Annotated in this window: 11 protein-coding genes; 8 read left to right on the top strand and 3 right to left on the bottom strand. The window is 72.5% G+C overall.

Features of this window, described 5'->3' with window-relative positions; translation table 11 throughout:
* Positions 1 to 2 precede the first annotated feature (2 nt).
* From BIU94_RS08500 to BIU94_RS08490, 3 genes are read left to right on the top strand one after another with little or no spacing between them, the layout of a single operon-like run.
* Positions 3 to 932 carry an ABC transporter permease gene (locus BIU94_RS08500; protein WP_071257293.1) on the top strand — a complete coding sequence of 310 codons (930 nt, stop codon included), beginning with the start codon at positions 3 to 5 and terminating at the stop codon, positions 930 to 932.
* Positions 929 to 1,801, top strand: coding sequence for an ABC transporter permease (locus BIU94_RS08495; protein WP_071257290.1), 873 nt, complete (start codon positions 929 to 931; stop codon positions 1,799 to 1,801). The genes BIU94_RS08500 and BIU94_RS08495 overlap by 4 nt, the downstream gene beginning before the upstream one ends.
* Positions 1,798 to 3,384 carry an ABC transporter ATP-binding protein gene (locus BIU94_RS08490; RefSeq protein ID WP_071257287.1) on the top strand — a complete coding sequence of 529 codons (1,587 nt, stop codon included), beginning with the start codon at positions 1,798 to 1,800 and terminating at the stop codon, positions 3,382 to 3,384. The genes BIU94_RS08495 and BIU94_RS08490 overlap by 4 nt, the downstream gene beginning before the upstream one ends.
* A gap of 103 nt (positions 3,385 to 3,487) precedes the next feature.
* Here BIU94_RS08490 and proP read toward each other — a convergent pair whose 3' ends face one another.
* Both proP and BIU94_RS08480 read right to left on the bottom strand, forming a co-directional pair.
* On the bottom strand, positions 3,488 to 5,062 hold the full coding sequence (gene proP / locus BIU94_RS08485) for a glycine betaine/L-proline transporter ProP (RefSeq protein ID WP_254784791.1): 1,575 nt from the start codon (positions 5,060 to 5,062) through the stop codon (positions 3,488 to 3,490).
* Between the two features lie 163 nt (positions 5,063 to 5,225).
* The gene (locus BIU94_RS08480; protein ID WP_139196358.1) at positions 5,226 to 6,488 is read right to left on the bottom strand and encodes a glycosyl hydrolase; all 1,263 of its coding nucleotides are present in this window, start codon (positions 6,486 to 6,488) and stop codon (positions 5,226 to 5,228) included.
* Between the two features lie 213 nt (positions 6,489 to 6,701).
* Here BIU94_RS08480 and valS point away from each other — a divergent pair, with 213 nt between their 5' ends.
* From valS to BIU94_RS08460, 4 genes are all read left to right on the top strand, one after another.
* Positions 6,702 to 9,296: a valine--tRNA ligase gene (gene valS / locus BIU94_RS08475; RefSeq protein WP_071257281.1), complete on the top strand. Its 2,595-nt coding sequence runs from the start codon at positions 6,702 to 6,704 to the stop codon at positions 9,294 to 9,296.
* A gap of 180 nt (positions 9,297 to 9,476) precedes the next feature.
* The gene (locus BIU94_RS08470) at positions 9,477 to 9,695 is read left to right on the top strand and encodes a hypothetical protein (protein ID WP_254783028.1); all 219 of its coding nucleotides are present in this window, start codon (positions 9,477 to 9,479) and stop codon (positions 9,693 to 9,695) included.
* Between the two features lie 292 nt (positions 9,696 to 9,987).
* Entirely contained in the window at positions 9,988 to 10,566 is a 579-nt protein-coding gene (locus tag BIU94_RS08465) for a TetR/AcrR family transcriptional regulator (RefSeq protein WP_217639492.1), read from the top strand.
* Positions 10,567 to 10,770: 204 nt separating this feature from the next.
* Positions 10,771 to 12,795 (top strand): M3 family metallopeptidase, encoded by a 2,025-nt coding sequence (locus tag BIU94_RS08460; protein WP_071257275.1) that lies wholly within the window; start codon positions 10,771 to 10,773, stop codon positions 12,793 to 12,795.
* Positions 12,796 to 12,900: 105 nt separating this feature from the next.
* Here the strand turns inward: BIU94_RS08460 and clpX are convergent, their stop codons facing one another.
* Entirely contained in the window at positions 12,901 to 14,181 is a 1,281-nt protein-coding gene (clpX, locus tag BIU94_RS08455) for an ATP-dependent Clp protease ATP-binding subunit ClpX (protein ID WP_071257273.1), read from the bottom strand.
* Between the two features lie 233 nt (positions 14,182 to 14,414).
* On the opposite strand from clpX, the gene BIU94_RS08450 reads away from it, so the two are divergent.
* Positions 14,415 to 15,152, top strand: a complete 738-nt coding sequence (locus BIU94_RS08450; RefSeq protein ID WP_071257271.1) for a YcnI family protein — start codon at positions 14,415 to 14,417, stop codon at positions 15,150 to 15,152.
* Positions 15,153 to 15,189: the final 37 nt, after the last annotated feature.

The raw sequence follows: 15,189 nt of genomic DNA, 5'->3' as shown, positions 1-15,189 counted from the left end.
GGATGCCGTGGGTCTGGTGGGCCGTCCGGCGGCTCGCCGGCGGCGTCGGTGTGCTGTGGGCCGTCGCGACGATCGTCTTCGTGGCGATCCGGCTCATCCCGGGAGACCCCGCCCTCGCGATCCTGGGCGGTCCCGGGTCGCGGGCCTCGGCCGAGGCCGTCGCCGGGGTGCGCCGCGAGTACGGCCTCGACCAGCCGGTCCTGGTGCAGTACACGGTGTTCCTCGGCCGCCTGGCGACCCTGCAGCTCGGCGACTCGTACGCGTTCCGGACGCCGGTCGCGACGCTCCTCGGCCAGCAACTGCCGGTCACCCTCACCCTGGCCGTCGCCGGTCTCGTCGTCGCGTGGGCGCTGGCGATCGCCGCCGCGTGGTGGTCGACGCAACGCGGGCGGGTCGCGGCGGCGCTGACCGGGGCGATCAGCGTCACGGCGAGCGTCGTCCCGCACTTCTGGCTCGGCAGCGTGCTCATCGTCGTGTTCGCGAGCACGCTCGGCTGGGTCCCGGCGGTCAGCGACGGCAGCGTGCGCGGGTGGGTGCTGCCGGTCGTCACCGTCGCGGTGCCGGTGGCCGGGTACCTGGCCGAGACGGTCCGTGACGGCGTCGTGGACGCGCAGCGGTCCGCCTTCGCGCTCGCGGCCCGGAGCCGCGGCGAGACCCGGACCGGGTTGTTCGCGCGCCACCTGCTCCGGCACGCCGCCCTGCCCGGCATCGCCCTGTCGGCGTGGGCCTTCGGGTCGCTCGTCTCCGGCGCCGTCGTCGTGGAGTCGGTCTTCGCCCTGCCCGGGATCGGCCGTGCGCTCGTCACCGCCGTGACCCAGCGGGACATGCCCCTCGTCGCGGGCATCGCGATGGTGTCCGCAGCGGCCTACGTCGTGGTGCTCGCGGTGGCGGACCTGGTCGAACGGGCCGTCGACCCGAGGGGCGCCCGGTGAGCGGCATCGTCGACCCGGGCACGCCGACCGCCGCGCGCTCCCGGCGTCGTCGGGCGCTCGACCCGTCGGGCACCGCGGCGGCCCTCGTCGTGCTCGTGGCGGTCGTCGCGGCCGTGTGGCCGGCGCTGCTCGGCGGGGGCGACCCGCTGGCCGTCCACCCGGCCGAGGCGCTCCGGCCACCGAGCGGCGCCCACCCCTTCGGCACCGACGAGTCCGGGCGTGACGTGCTGGCGCGCGTCGTCGCGGGGACCCGCGCGTCCCTGCTGGTCGGCGTCGCCGCGACGCTGCTCGGCGGCGGCGTCGGACTCGTGCTCGGCGTGGTCGCGGGGCTCGGCGCGGGGGCCGGACGGGTCGGGCGCCTGCTCGACGCCGTGATCGGACGGGTGACCGAGGTCGCCTTCGCGCTGCCGCTGCTCCTCGTCGCCCTGGTGGTCATCGCCGTCACCGGCCCCGGTCCGGTCCCCGCCGTGCTGGCGGTGGGCTCCGCCACGGCGCCCGGCTACGCCCGCATCGTGCGCGGCCTGGTCCGCACCGCCCGCACCTCGCAGGTGGTGGAGACGGCCGTGCTGCTCGGCCGCTCCCCCGCCGCGATCGTCGTCCGGCACGTCCTGCCCGCCGCGCTCTGGCCCGTCGTCGCCGTCGGCACGCTCGGTGTCGGCCAGGCGGTGGTCTGGGCGTCGGCGCTCAGCTACCTCGGCGTCGGCACGCCGCCCCCCGCGCCGGAGTGGGGCGCGATGCTGGCCGACGGTCGCACGTACCTGCAGACCGCGCCGTGGATGAGCACCTTCCCCGGGCTCGCCATCGTGGTGCTCGCCACCGCCGTCACGGTCCTCGGTCGGGCGATCCGACGAACAGGAGCCTCCCGATGACGACCGTCCTGGACATCAGCGGCCTGAGCGTGCGGATCGCCGGCACCCCGATCGTCACCGACGTGGACCTGCGGGTCGACGCCGGCGAGTGCGTCGCGCTGGTCGGTGCATCGGGTTCCGGCAAGACCGTGACCGCACGCGCGGCGCTCGGCCTGTCGGCCGCGGGCTCCGCCGTGCGGGCCGACACGTTCACCGTGGCCGGGCTCGACGTGCGTGCGTTCTCCGAACGGCGGTGGCGACAGGTGCGCGGCGCACGCGTCGGCTACGTCGGCCAGGAGGCCCTGGGCGCGTTGGACCCGCTGCGTCCCGTCGGGCGCGAGGTCGCCGACACCCTGCGGCTGCACACCGGGATGCGTGCGGCCGAACGCGTGGACGCGGTGCGCGACGCGCTGGCGGCGGTGGGCCTCGACCCGGACACCGCAACCGACGGCCGGCTCGCCGGGACCCTGTCCGGCGGGATGCGCCAGCGGGCGCTCATCGCCGCGGCGACCGTTGGCTCGCCGTCGCTCGTCGTCGCCGACGAGCCGACGACGGCCCTCGACGCGGGCGTGGCCGTCACCGTCATGGAGCAGCTCCGCGCGGCCCAACGGCGCGGCGCCGGCCTCCTCGTCATCACGCACGACCTCGGACTCGTCGCCGGCTGGGCGGACCGCGTCGTCGTCGTGCACGAGGGGCGGGTCGTCGAACAGGGACCCGTCGCCGCGGTGTTCGACGCGCCGCGACACGAGGCGACGCGGGCGTTGGTGCGTGCCGCCGGCCGTGGCCTCGCCCCGGCCGCTCGTGCCGGAGCGTCCCCGGCGGACGCGGACGCGCCCGCGGTCGTCGCGGCGCGGGGGCTCCGGCGGGACTTCGGCGGTGTCCGCGCGCTCGACGACGTGTCGTTCGCCCTCGACCGCGGGCGGGTGCTCGGGGTGATCGGGGCGTCGGGTTCGGGCAAGACCACCCTGGCGCGCGTCCTGCTCGGCCTCGAGACGCCGGACGCCGGCACCGTCGAGCTCGACGGGGGCGCCTGGGTGCCCCTGGCCGAGCGAGACCGCCGCCCACGGCGCCACCGGGTCGCCGCCGTCGTGCAGGACCCCGGAGCGACGTTCGACGAGCGCTGGTCGGTGGAGCGCGTGCTCGCCGACGCGCTCTCGCGCGGCACCGCCCGACGCGCCACCGGTCCGCTCGCGGCGCGGGTGGACGACGCCCTGCGGCAGGTCGACCTCGACCCGGCGCTGCGCCCACGGTCACCGCTGACGCTCTCGGGCGGGCAGCGGCAGCGGCTCGCGATCGCCCGGGCGCTCGCGACCGACCCCGAGGTGGTCGTGCTCGACGAGCCGGTGACCGCGCTCGACGCCACCGTGCAGGACGCCGTGCTCACCCTGTTGGAGCGGGTCCGCGACGAGACCGGCGTGGCGATGGTCTTCGTGTCGCACGACCTGCGCGCGGTCCGACGGATCGCCGACGACGTGCTCGTCGTGCACGAGGGCGCGGTCGTCGAGCACGGCCCGGCCGCCTCGGTGCTCGAGTACCCGGGCCACCCGGTGACCGCCGGCCTGCTCCGCGCCGCCGACCGGCTCGCGAGCGGCCCGGCGGCCTGATCGTCGCCCCGGCAGGGGCGACCCGCCCGGAGACGACCGGAGGCACGGCGCGACGTCCGTGACGGACGCGCACCGTGCCTCCAGGCCGGCGGGGCGGCAGCGGCTACGAGCCGGCGGGTGCCTTCTCGTCACCCGTCGCGGCGTCACCCGAGATGATCGGGATCTCGCTCGTCGAGAAGTCCTTCGCCCAGTCGGACTGCGCGAGCTCCGAGGTCGGGTCGTTGTAGTCCTCGATCACGCCGGCGACCTCGTCCTCGGAACCGACCGTCGGGCCGGAGCCCATGAGCGGCGTGGCCGCGGTCTCCTTGGTGAAGTACACCGCGACCAGGCCGATGACGGCGGCGAGCATGAGGTAGAAGGCCGGGATGTCCTCGGCCCAGCCGAAGCCGGCGTCCTTCGCGCCGTTGATGAGCGCGGCGGTGGCGAGCGGGGTCGTGCCACCGAAGAGCGAGACCGAGACGTTGAACGCGATCGCCAGTGCGCCGTAGCGGATGATCGTCGGGAACAGCGCGGGCAGCGTCGAGGGCATCGTCGAGGTGAACGTCACGAGCACGACACCGAGGATGAGCAGGCCGGAGAAGACCCCGACACCCGTCCCGGTCTGGACGAGCTTGAGCGCCGGCCAGGACAGCAGGATGAAGCCGATGCAGCCGGCGGCGAGCACCGGGCGGCGGCCGAACCGGTCGGACAGCCGGCCGCCGAAGGTGATGACGACCATCATGAGCAGCATCACGACGACGATGAGGATGAGGCCGAACGTCGCGTTCTGGCCGAGGTTCTGCTCGAGGTAGGTCGGCATGTACGACAGGAGCATGTAGTCGGTCACGTTGAAGACCAGGACCAGCCCGATGCAGATGAGGAGCGAGCGCCAGTTCTCGGCGAACAGCTTGAGGAACGGCGTCTTCTGGCCCTCGCGCTCGGCGGCCTGCTCCTGCTGCTTCTGGAAGGCCGGGGTCTCCTCGAGCTTGAGGCGCAGGTAGAGCCCGATGAGGCCGAGCGGGCCGGCGATGATGAACGGGATGCGCCACCCCCAGCTGAGCAGGGCGTCCTCGGACAGGCCGAACTGCAGGCCGGTGACGATCGAGGCGCCGAGCACGTAGCCGGCGAGGGTGCCGAACTCGAGCCACGAGCCCATGAAGCCGCGGCGCTTGTCCGGCGAGTACTCGGCGATGAACGTCGCCGCCCCGCCGTACTCACCACCGGTCGAGAAGCCCTGCACGAAGCGGGCGACGAGCAGCAGGACCGGGGCCCAGAAGCCGATCGTGTCGTACGACGGGATGAGGCCGATCATGAGCGTGCCGGCGGCCATCAGGATCATCGTCAGCGCGAGGACCTTCTGCCGGCCGATCTTGTCGCCGATCGGGCCGAACACGGCACCGCCGATCGGACGGACGATGAACGCGGCGGCGAAGAAGCCGAACGTCGCGACGATGTTCGCCGCCGGGTCGCCCTGCGGCAGGAAGACCTGCGAGATGGTGACGGTCAGGTAGGCGAAGATGCCGAAGTCGAACCACTCCATCGCGTTGCCGAGGGCGGCTGCCGCCACGGCACGCTTGAGCAGGGACTCCTCGACGACGGTGACGTCGTCCGTGGTCAGCTTGCGCCGAGCGCGCTTCGCAGCGCCCTTCGTCCGCAGCGGTCGATCGCCGTGCGCGTGGGGTGCGTCGTTCGGTGCCAAGTGGTTCCTCCGGTGTGTGGTGCGTCCTTCGGGCGTCCGGTGGGACGGCGACGGTGCAGTACCTGCGGACCCGCGCCCACCGGACAAACTCCGACAGACTACCAGGCTCTCGGCGTGTCCGTCAGGTCGGTGTGGTAGCCGACCGGTCGGCAGCGACGACGTCTCACCGAGTGGACCGCAGGAACACCGGCGCCGCCCGCACCCGCACGGCCGCCTCGCCGCGGACCACGACCGTGCGACTCGTCGCCCCGGTCGCGGAGACCAGCGAGGTCCCGCTCGACACCCCGACCCTCGCCGTGCGGACGCCCGACGTCGACCAGGCCACCCGGACGACGTCCCGGCCGGAGCCGTAGCGGACGACCCAGACACCGCCGGCCCCGGACCGCTCGACCGCCGCGAACGGACGGTCACCGACGGTGCGCACGAGGACCGCGTAGGCGGTGGCCGCGCGCCGCGCCGTCCAGCCGCCACCCGCCGAGCCGTACAGGCCGTACCCGGTCGGGGTCGACACGGTGTCGACCAGGGTGAACGGCACGACGAGCACGGCACCGAGGTGCGCGGCGATCGCTCCCCAGCGCACCAGCCAGGCGGACTGCACGGCGGTCGAGACGGTGCCCGCCCGTCCCGGCGGTCCGGCCTGCCATCCGCCCTCGGTCCACCACACGGGGACGGGACTGTGCTGCGCCGCGAGGGCCGCCCGGAGCTCCCGCATCGCCGGCCCGAGGGTCGTCTCGGGCGGTCGCGTCCCGCTGTACGCGTGGACCGAGACCGCGTCCACCGTCGCCGGGCCACCGGCGGCGAGCCACTGCCGGAGCCACGGGTGCAGCCCGTCGGCCCCGAGCAGGCTCATGGCCGGACCCGCCACCACGGCCCCCGGTGCCGCGGCGTGCACGGCCGCCGACGCCGCCCGGGTCAGGGCGACGTAGCGGGACGCGCTGCGGAGTCCCGGCGCGACGGTGTTCGGCCACTCGTTCCAGACCTCGTACCCGGCGACGTCCGGGCCGAACGTCGCGGCGACGAAGCCCGCGTACCGGGCGAACGCGGCGATGCCGGCGGACGAGGTCGGGCCACCACCGCCGTCGTGGTGGGGGTTGCCGTAGTCGAGCACGATGAGCGGCCGGATCCCCGCCGAGCGGAGCCGGTCCACGGCCGTCCGGTAGGAAGCGGGCATCACGAGGTCGCCCGGGGTCTTCTCGATCCCGGTCCACCAGAGGTCGATCCGCGCGGTCCCGACGCCGAGGCCTGCTGCGAGGCGCACCTGCGCGCCGTCCGCCGTCGTGTCGATGCCGGAGCCGATGCCGAACCGGGTCGAGCCGGGTGGCGCCGCGGCGGCCTGCGCTGGTCCCACCGGTCCCGCGACGACCGACACGGCGAGCAGGACGGCCGCGGCGCCGACGGCGGCCGAGAACCTTCTGGATGCATTCACGGAATGCACGTTACGAGCATTCCCGAAGAGTGCAAACAATTGCATTCTTGCGGCATTTGCGTATTCTTTCCGGGGGAATTCCCCATGCTGCATCCGGGGTGCCGCTTCCGGTCCCGCAGCACCGGGTAGCCTGGGGGCACCGCGCACCGCGCGCGGACACTCAGGCACCTCATCACGGACTCGGTGCCGCACACACGAACGGAAGGCGCAGCCATGACCAAGCCCATGCCCGAGAAGCCGAGCGTCGACGGACTGGAGCAGGTCTGGGGACCGACCTGGGAGCAGGACGGCACGTACCGCTTCGACCGTTCCGCCGCCGGCGACCGCAGCAACGTCTGGTCGATCGACACACCCCCGCCCACCGCCTCCGGTTCGCTGCACATCGGGCACGTGTTCTCGTACACGCACACCGACCTCAAGGCCCGGTTCGAGCGCATGCGCGGCAAGCACGTCTTCTACCCGATGGGCTGGGACGACAACGGCCTGCCGACCGAGCGCCGCGTGCAGAACTACTACGGTGTCCGCTGCGACCCGCAGCTGCCGTACGACGCCGCCTTCGTGCCGCCGTTCGAGGGCGGCGAGGGCAAGTCCGCCAAGGCCGCCGACCAGGTGCCGATCTCGCGCCGCAACTTCATCGAGCTGTGCGAGCGCCTGACCGTGCAGGACGAGCAGCAGTTCGAGGACCTGTTCCGCACGCTCGGCCTGTCCGTCGACTGGACGCAGTCCTACCGCACGATCGACGACACCTCGCGGGCGAGCGCCCAGCGCGCGTTCCTGCGCAACCTCGAGCGCGGCGAGGCCTACCAGGCCGACGCCCCGACCCTGTGGGACGTCACGTTCCGCACCGCGGTCGCGCAGGCCGAGCTCGAGGACAAGGAGATGCCCGGCGCGTACCACGGCATCGCCTTCCACCGCACCGACGGCGGCGACGACGTCGTCATCCAGACCACCCGCCCCGAGCTGCTGGCCGCCTGCGTCGCCCTCGTCGCGCACCCGGACGACGAGCGGTTCCAGGACCTCTTCGGCACCACCGTGCGCTCCCCCCTGTTCGACGTCGAGGTCCCGGTGCTCGCGCACCACCTGGCGCAGCAGGACAAGGGCGCCGGCATCGCGATGGTCTGCACCTTCGGTGACACCACCGACGTGGTGTGGTGGCGCGAGCTCCAGCTGCCGAACCGCGCGATCATCGGCTTCGACGGCCGCGTGCGCTCCGACGAGCCGACGTGGATCGAGAGCGAGCAGGGCAAGGCGCTCTACGCCGAGATGGCCGGCAAGACCGTGTTCTCGGCGAAGAAGGTCGTCGTCGACGCCCTGACCGAGTCCGGCGAGCTGATCGGCGACGTCAGGACGATCAACCACCCGGTGAAGTTCTTCGAGAAGGGCGACAAGCCCCTCGAGATCGTCTCGACCCGTCAGTGGTACATCGTCAACGGCGCCCGCGACGAGCAGCTGAAGAGCACGCTCCGCCAGCGCGGCGAGGAGATCGCGTTCCACCCGGACTTCATGCGCGTCCGGTACGACAACTGGGTCGGCGGCCTGTCCGGCGACTGGCTCATCTCGCGCCAGCGCTTCTTCGGTGTGCCGCTGCCCGTCTGGTACCCGCTCGACGCCGACGGCAACCCGGTCTTCGACCAGCCGATCGTGCCGACCGAGGCGCAGCTGCCCGTCGACCCGGCCTCCGAGCCGGCGCCCGGCTACTCCGAGGACCAGCGCGGCGTCGCCGGCGGGTTCCAGGGCGAGCTCGACGTGATGGACACCTGGGCGACGTCGTCGCTCACCCCGCAGCTCGCGGGCAAGTGGGAGACCGACCCGGCCCTGTACGACATGGTGTACCCGTACGACGTCCGCCCGCAGGCGCAGGACATCATCCGCACCTGGCTGTTCACCACCGTGCTCCGCAGCCAGCTGGAAGCGGACGTCGTGCCGTGGAAGCACGCGAGCATCTCCGGCTTCATCGTCGACCCCGACCGCAAGAAGATGTCGAAGTCGAAGGGCAACGTCGTCACGCCGCTGTCCATCCTCGAGCAGCACGGCGCCGACGCGGTCCGCTACTGGGCCGCCTCGTCGAAGCTCGGCACCGACGCAGCGTTCGACCCGCAGAACCCGAAGCAGATCAAGGTCGGCCGCCGCCTGGCGATCAAGGTGCTCAACGCCGCGAAGTTCGTCTACGGCTTCGAGCTGGCCTCCGGCGCGACCAGCGTCACCGAGGCGCTCGACGTCGACATGCTCGCCGAGCTCGGCACGGTCGTCGAGCAGGCCACCGCGGCGTTCGAGGGCTTCGACCACGCCCGCGCCCTCGAGGTGACCGAGCGCTTCTTCTGGACGTTCTGCGACGACTACCTCGAGCTCGTGAAGGAGCGCGCCTACGGCACCGCCGCCGACGCGACGCACGAGACGCAGGCGAGCGCCGTGCTCGCCCTGCGCGGTGCGATCGACGTGCTGCTCCGCCTGCTCGCGCCGTTCCTGCCGTACGCGACCGAGGAGGTGTGGGCCTGGACCCACGACACCAGCGTGCACCGGGCCTCCTGGCCGACCACGGCCGAGCTGCCCACGCAGGCCGAGCCGACGGGGCTGCTCGCCGCCGTCGGGCAGGCGCTCATCGGGATCCGCGGCGCGAAGACGGCGGCGAAGGCGTCCCAGAAGACGCCCGTGACGCGCGCTGTGGTCGCGGCACCGGCCGAGGAGCGGGCGCTCATCGAGCGCGCGGCGGTCGACCTGGCGGCGGTCGGGCGCATCGAGAACCTGTCGTTCGTCGACGGCCCCGAGCTCGCGGTCACCGAGATCGAGCTCGCGGAGCAGCAGGCGTAACGTCGGCGGGGCGGACGCGCGCTCGCGCGTTCCGCCTGCGGACGCGCGCTTGCGTGTTCGCGACCCACGCTCGGTGAGCAGGAATGGTCGGGTCCGTCATGCGGACCCGACCGTTCCTGCTCACAGGACGACGGACTGGAGGCACGGATGCAGTTGGGCACACGATGGAACGTCGGCGGGATGCCACCGTCGCGACTCCCCGAGGCGATGGTCGTCGCCGTGCGCGGGGTCGAGGACGAGCTCGCCGCGGAGTCGGTCGACACGGGAGCATGGGGCTGGACCCTGACGTTCCTCGAGGGCAAGCCGATCGTCGAGCTCGACGACGGCACCTCGATCCACCTCGACGACGCCGGGCACGCCCAGGTGACGAACCCGGACGACGCGGCCGAAGAGGACTGACGCCGCGGCGCGGGCCCCGCACCCGGGGACGGCGTTCGTGGCTGCCGTCGGGTCTGGCGCAGCGACGGCGGCCGTCGGACGCCGGGCTCGGGCGGCGCCCGCGCCGGCGGGATGCCGGGACCGGGCAGGCCGAGCATGCTCTGCCCACCCGGGCCACGAACGGACGCCGAGGAATCAGGGCCCGACGTCCACGGCAGAGAACGAGCGTTCTCCACCGACGAGGACTACACTAGAGAACGTTGGTTCCCAGCGCAACTCGGAACCGGTGAACTCGCAGGAACGGGGTACCCACGTGGCCACCACCATCGGATCGGACGTCCGTGCGCACATCGTCGACGTCGCCGACCGACTCTTCTACGCGCGCGGGATCCAGGCCGTCGGCATGGACGAGATCCGCACGAACGCCGGCGTCTCGCTGAAGAAGCTCTACGCGGCGTTCCCCGGCAAGGAGCAGCTCATCACCGCGGTGCTCTCCGGCCGCCACGAGCTCTGGGAGCGCGGCGTGCACGGAGCCGTGGACACCGCGACGGGCCCTCGGGACAAGCTCCTCGCGATGTACGACTTCCTCGAGTCGTGGTTCGGTGACGACACGTTCCGCGGCTGCGGCTTCATCAACGCGTTCGGTGAGCTCGGGGCGACCTCGCCCGCCATCGCCGAGATCGCCCGCGAGCACAAGGACTCGTTCCAGCAGTTCGTCGCCGGGCTGACCGCCGACGTGGTCCCCGACACCGACCGCGCGTCGGAGCTCGCCGCGCAGCTCGCACTGCTCGCCGAGGGCGCCCAGACCACCGCGGCCATCGCCGGCACCACCGAGCCCGCCGCCCACGCACGCCGGGCCGCCGAGACCCTGATCGACGCCGCCACGCGCTGACGCGGCTTCCCCGGCGCGGGTGCGGATGCGGCGGTTGGGCCAGGGGGCTGTTCCGCGCGTGGAAGGTCGTTCTGCGCATGGTGAGCCGGAAGTTCTGGCCCCCAACGCGCGGAACTGCTTCCCACCGCGGGCGTTATGGGAAGGACCGCCGAGCTCGCCGCGCTCCCGATGCCTCCACGAGCCGGCAGTCCGTAGGGTGGAGCGATGGCAACCCCGTTCGATGAACCGAGCACCCTCCCCTACGCCCTCCCGCCCTTCGGCGACGTCCGACTCGAGCACTTCCAGCCGGCCTTCGACGCCGGCATGGCCGAGCAGCGCGCCGAGGTCGAGGCCATCGCCACCGACCCACACCCGCCGACGATCGAGAACACGCTCGTCGCACTCGAGCGGTCCGGCCAGCTGCTCGCCCGCGTCAGCCACGTGTTCTTCACGCTGTCGTCCGCCGACTCCACGCCGGAGCTGCACGACCTCGAGGCCGAGGTCTCGCCGCTGCTCGCCGCACACCGCGATGCGATCACGCTCGACTCCCGGCTCTACGCCCGCGTGGCGGAGGTCCTCGACGGCGCCGAGGCCGCCGGGCTGACCGGTGAGGCCCTGCGCCTCGTGCAGCGCACCCACGCCGAGATGACCCTGGCCGGTGCCGGGCTCGACGAGGTCGGCAAGGAGCGGCTGACGGCGATCAACCAGGAGCTCTCCACCCTCACCACGACGTTCGAGCGCAACCTGCTCGAGGACACGAACGACTCCGCCGTGCACGTCACCGACGAGCAGGAGCTCGACGGTCTCGACGACGGCGCGAAGTCGGCCGCCGCCGGCGCCGCTGCCGACCGGGGCCTCGACGGCTGGCTCATCACGCTCCCGCTGTACACCGGGCACCCGTGGCTCGCGTCGCTGGCGGACCGCGGCCTGCGCGAGCGGATCATGCGCGCCTCGCTCGCCCGTGGCCGTCGTGGCAACGCGCACGACAACCGCGAGGTCCTGCTCCGCATCGTCCGGCTCCGGGCCGAACGTGCCGAACTGCTCGGCTTCCCGAACCACGCCGCCGTCGTGACCGCGGACGAGACCGCGGGGACCCCGGAGGCGGTCGACGGCCTGCTGTCCTCGCTCGTCGACGCCGCAGCCCGGAACGCCGACGACGAGCGCGCCGTCCGGTCCAAGACGGTCGGCTTCGACATCGAGTCGTGGGACTGGGCGTACGCGACCGAGATCCTGCGCGGCGAGCAGTTCGCGGCGGACAGCTCGGCGCTGCGACCGTACTTCGAGGCGGACCGGGTCCTGCACGACGGCGTCTTCCACGCCGCCGGCGCCCTGTACGGGCTCTCGTTCGCCGAGCGCCACGACCTGCGCGGGTACAACGACGAGGTCCGGGTGTTCGAGGTGACCGGCGACGGCGGCGAGCCCGTCGGCCTGTACCTGCTCGACCTGTACACGCGGGACGGCAAGCGGGGCGGCGCGTGGATGAACCCCGTCGTCGAGCAGTCCGAGCTCCTCGGTACCCTGCCGGTCGTGGTGAACAACCTCAACGTCGCGAAGCCGGCCGCCGGGTCGCCGACGCTGCTCATCCAGGACGAGGTCGAGACGCTGTTCCACGAGTTCGGCCACGCGCTGCACGGACTCCTCGCCCGCACGACCTACCCGCGCTTCTCGGGCACGAACGTCGAGCGTGACTTCGTCGAGTTCCCGAGCCAGGTGAACGAGATGTGGGTGTCGTGGCCGTCGGTCCTGGCGAACTACGCCAAGCACCACGAGACCGGAGCGCCGCTGCCGCCCGAGCTCGTCCTGGGCCTCAGTGAGTCCGAGGGCTTCAACGAGGGCTTCGGCACGACCGAGTACCTCGCGGCGGCGCTGCTCGACCAGGCGTGGCACCGGTTGTCCGCGGCCGAGGCCGCCGCGGTGACGGACGTCGAGGCGTTCGAGCGCCAGGCACTCGCCGACGCCGGCATCGCCGTCGCCGCCGTCCCGCCGCGGTACTCGTCGACCTACTTCGCGCACACGTTCTCCGGCGGGTACGACGCCGGGTACTACGGGTACATCTGGTCCGAGGTCCTCGACGCCGACACGGTCGAGTGGTTCCGCGACAACGGTGGGCTCGACCGTGGGGCCGGACGTCGCTTCGCGGAACGCCTGCTCGGTGTCGGTGGGGCGAAGGACCCGCTCGAGGCCTACCGGGACTTCCGCGGCCGCGATGCCGAGGTCGGTCCGCTGCTGCGGCGCCGCGGGCTCGAGTAGGCGGCGGCTCGACCGGCGAACACCACGGAAACGACAGAACACCTCGAGATCTCGAGGTGTTCTGTCGTTCTGCTGGTGTCTGCCGCTGACTGACGGGCGGGCGCGCTACGCCGACTTCTCGACGCGCTTCGCCCGGGGGCGCGGCACGATCGTCGGTGCTGCGTTCTCGAGCACGGACTCGCGGGTGATCACCACGCGGGCGACGTCGTCGTCCGACGGCACGTCGAACATCACCGGGCCGAGGACCTCTTCGAGGATCGCCCGGAGACCGCGTGCACCCGTCTGTCGGAGCACCGCCAGGTCGGCGATGGCCTCGAGCGCGCCGCGGTCGAACTCGAGCTCGACGCCGTCGATCTGGAACATCCGCTGGTACTGCTTGACCAGGGCGTTCTTCGGCTCGGTGAGGATCTGCATGAGCGCAGCCTGGTCGAGCTGCGACACGGTCGTGACGACGGGCAGACGGCCGATGAACTCGGGGATGAGGCCGAACTTGTGCAGGTCCTCCGGCAGGACCTCGGCGTACAGGTCCTGGTGGTCGGTCGCGCTGTGCAGCGGCGCCCCGAAGCCGATCCCCCGCTTGCCGACCCGGGAGGACACGATGTCCTCGAGCCCGGCGAACGCACCCGCGACGATGAACAGCACGTTCGTCGTGTCGATCTGGATGAACTCCTGGTGCGGGTGCTTGCGGCCGCCCTGCGGCGGGACCGAGGCGACCGTGCCTTCGAGGATCTTGAGCAGCGCCTGCTGCACGCCCTCGCCGGAGACGTCGCGGGTGATCGACGGGTTCTCGGCCTTGCGGGCGATCTTGTCGACCTCGTCGATGTAGATGATGCCGGTCTCGGCACGCTTGACGTCGTAGTCGGCGGCCTGGATGAGCTTGAGCAGGATGTTCTCGACGTCCTCGCCCACGTAGCCGGCCTCGGTCAGGGCGGTGGCGTCGGCGACGGCGAAGGGCACGTTGAGGCGCTTCGCCAGGGTCTGCGCCAGGTAGGTCTTGCCGCAGCCGGTCGGGCCGATGAGCAGGATGTTCGACTTCGCGATCTCGATGTCGTCGCGGTCCTCGGCAGCGGTGATCTGCCCCTGCGCACGCACGCGCTTGTAGTGGTTGTAGACGGCCACGGCGAGGGCGCGCTTCGCCGGGTCCTGCCCGATGACGTACTCCTGCAGGAAGTCGAAGATCTCGCGCGGCTTCGGCAGCTCGAAGTCACCACTGGAGGTGTCCTCGCCGGCTTCGGCCAGGCGCTCCTCGATGATCTCGTTGCACAGCTCGACGCACTCGTCGCAGATGTAGACGCCGGGACCGGCGATCAACTGCTGGACCTGCTTCTGGCTCTTGCCGCAGAAGGAGCACTTGAGGAGGTCCCCGCTCTCTCCGATGCGTGCCATTGCCGTGCCTCCCTGGTCGGACGTGTCGGCCCGCGCACTCGCACCGGCCGCCGGTGCACCGCTGCTGGTGGGCACCTCGTCGTGGACACGAGCCTAATCGCAACCGGCGACACCGACCGTTCGCCGCCGCGGAATTTCGTCGGAGCGTTCGCCCAGGGCGTTCCGGCCTGCTACCGTGATCCAGTCTTCTCTACAACTTGTAGAAACACCCGCCCGACCAGCGAAGGATCCCCATGCAGAAGCGTCTCGCCGCCGGCGGCGCCGTCACCCTCGGCGCCGTGGCAGTCATCGTCCTCGGCACCGCCGGCGCAGCCAGCGCGCACGTGTCGGCGACCGCGACCTCGACCGCCGCGAACTCGTACACGACGACGACCTTCTCGGTCCCGCACGGCTGCGACGGGTCGCCGACCACGAAGCTCGAGTTCCAGGTGCCGGAGTCGGTCATCGAGGTCACCCCGACCGTCAACCCGAACTGGAAGATCTCGAAGACGACCGAGCCGTACACGGACCCGTCCGCGTCGGCCGACGCCGAGGGCTCCGCGCACGCCGAGGACACCCCCGAGCGCGTCACGAGCATCACGTACACGGCGAAGACCCCGCTGCCCGCCGACGAGCGCGACACCTTCGCGTTCTCCTTCGCCCTGCCCGACGGCAAGGCCGGCGACGTCGTGGCGTTCCCCGTGCTGCAGACCTGCGAGAAGGGCTCGGTCGAGTGGGACCAGGAGCAGCAGCCCGGCGAGGCCGAGCCCGAGCACCCGGCGCCCTCGATCACGCTGACCGCCGCCGAGGCGACCGACGACGACGGTGACCCGATCGCCGCGACCCCGACGGCCGAGGCCGCTGCCGCCTCGACGACCCCGGCCGACCCCGACCTCGTCGGGCGCTTCCTCGGCCTCGGCGGTCTCGTGCTCGGCGCGGTCGCCCTGGTCGTCGCCGTCGCCGGCACGCGCCGTCGGACCACCACCAAGTGACCGAGCGCGGCGCACGTCGGTCCCGGCTGCGGTCCTC

Origin of the sequence: Curtobacterium sp. MMLR14_006 (genome assembly GCF_001864985.1) — a bacterium.
Lineage (GTDB): Bacteria > Actinomycetota > Actinomycetes > Actinomycetales > Microbacteriaceae > Curtobacterium.
The sequence above is the reverse complement of the archived record's forward strand: the minus strand, read 5'-3'. Positions and strand labels throughout refer to the sequence as shown.

Coding starts and splice junctions, on each gene's coding strand:
- BIU94_RS08490 (WP_071257287.1), top strand. CDS start 1,798: ATGACGACCGTCCTGGACATCAGCGGCCTGAGCGTGCGGATCGCCGGC.
- BIU94_RS08460 (WP_071257275.1), top strand. CDS start 10,771: ATGGCAACCCCGTTCGATGAACCGAGCACCCTCCCCTACGCCCTCCCG.
- valS (WP_071257281.1), top strand. CDS start 6,702: ATGACCAAGCCCATGCCCGAGAAGCCGAGCGTCGACGGACTGGAGCAG.
- BIU94_RS08470 (WP_254783028.1), top strand. CDS start 9,477: ATGCCACCGTCGCGACTCCCCGAGGCGATGGTCGTCGCCGTGCGCGGG.
- clpX (WP_071257273.1), bottom strand. CDS start 14,181: ATGGCACGCATCGGAGAGAGCGGGGACCTCCTCAAGTGCTCCTTCTGC.
- BIU94_RS08500 (WP_071257293.1), top strand. CDS start 3: ATGCCGTGGGTCTGGTGGGCCGTCCGGCGGCTCGCCGGCGGCGTCGGT.
- BIU94_RS08450 (WP_071257271.1), top strand. CDS start 14,415: ATGCAGAAGCGTCTCGCCGCCGGCGGCGCCGTCACCCTCGGCGCCGTG.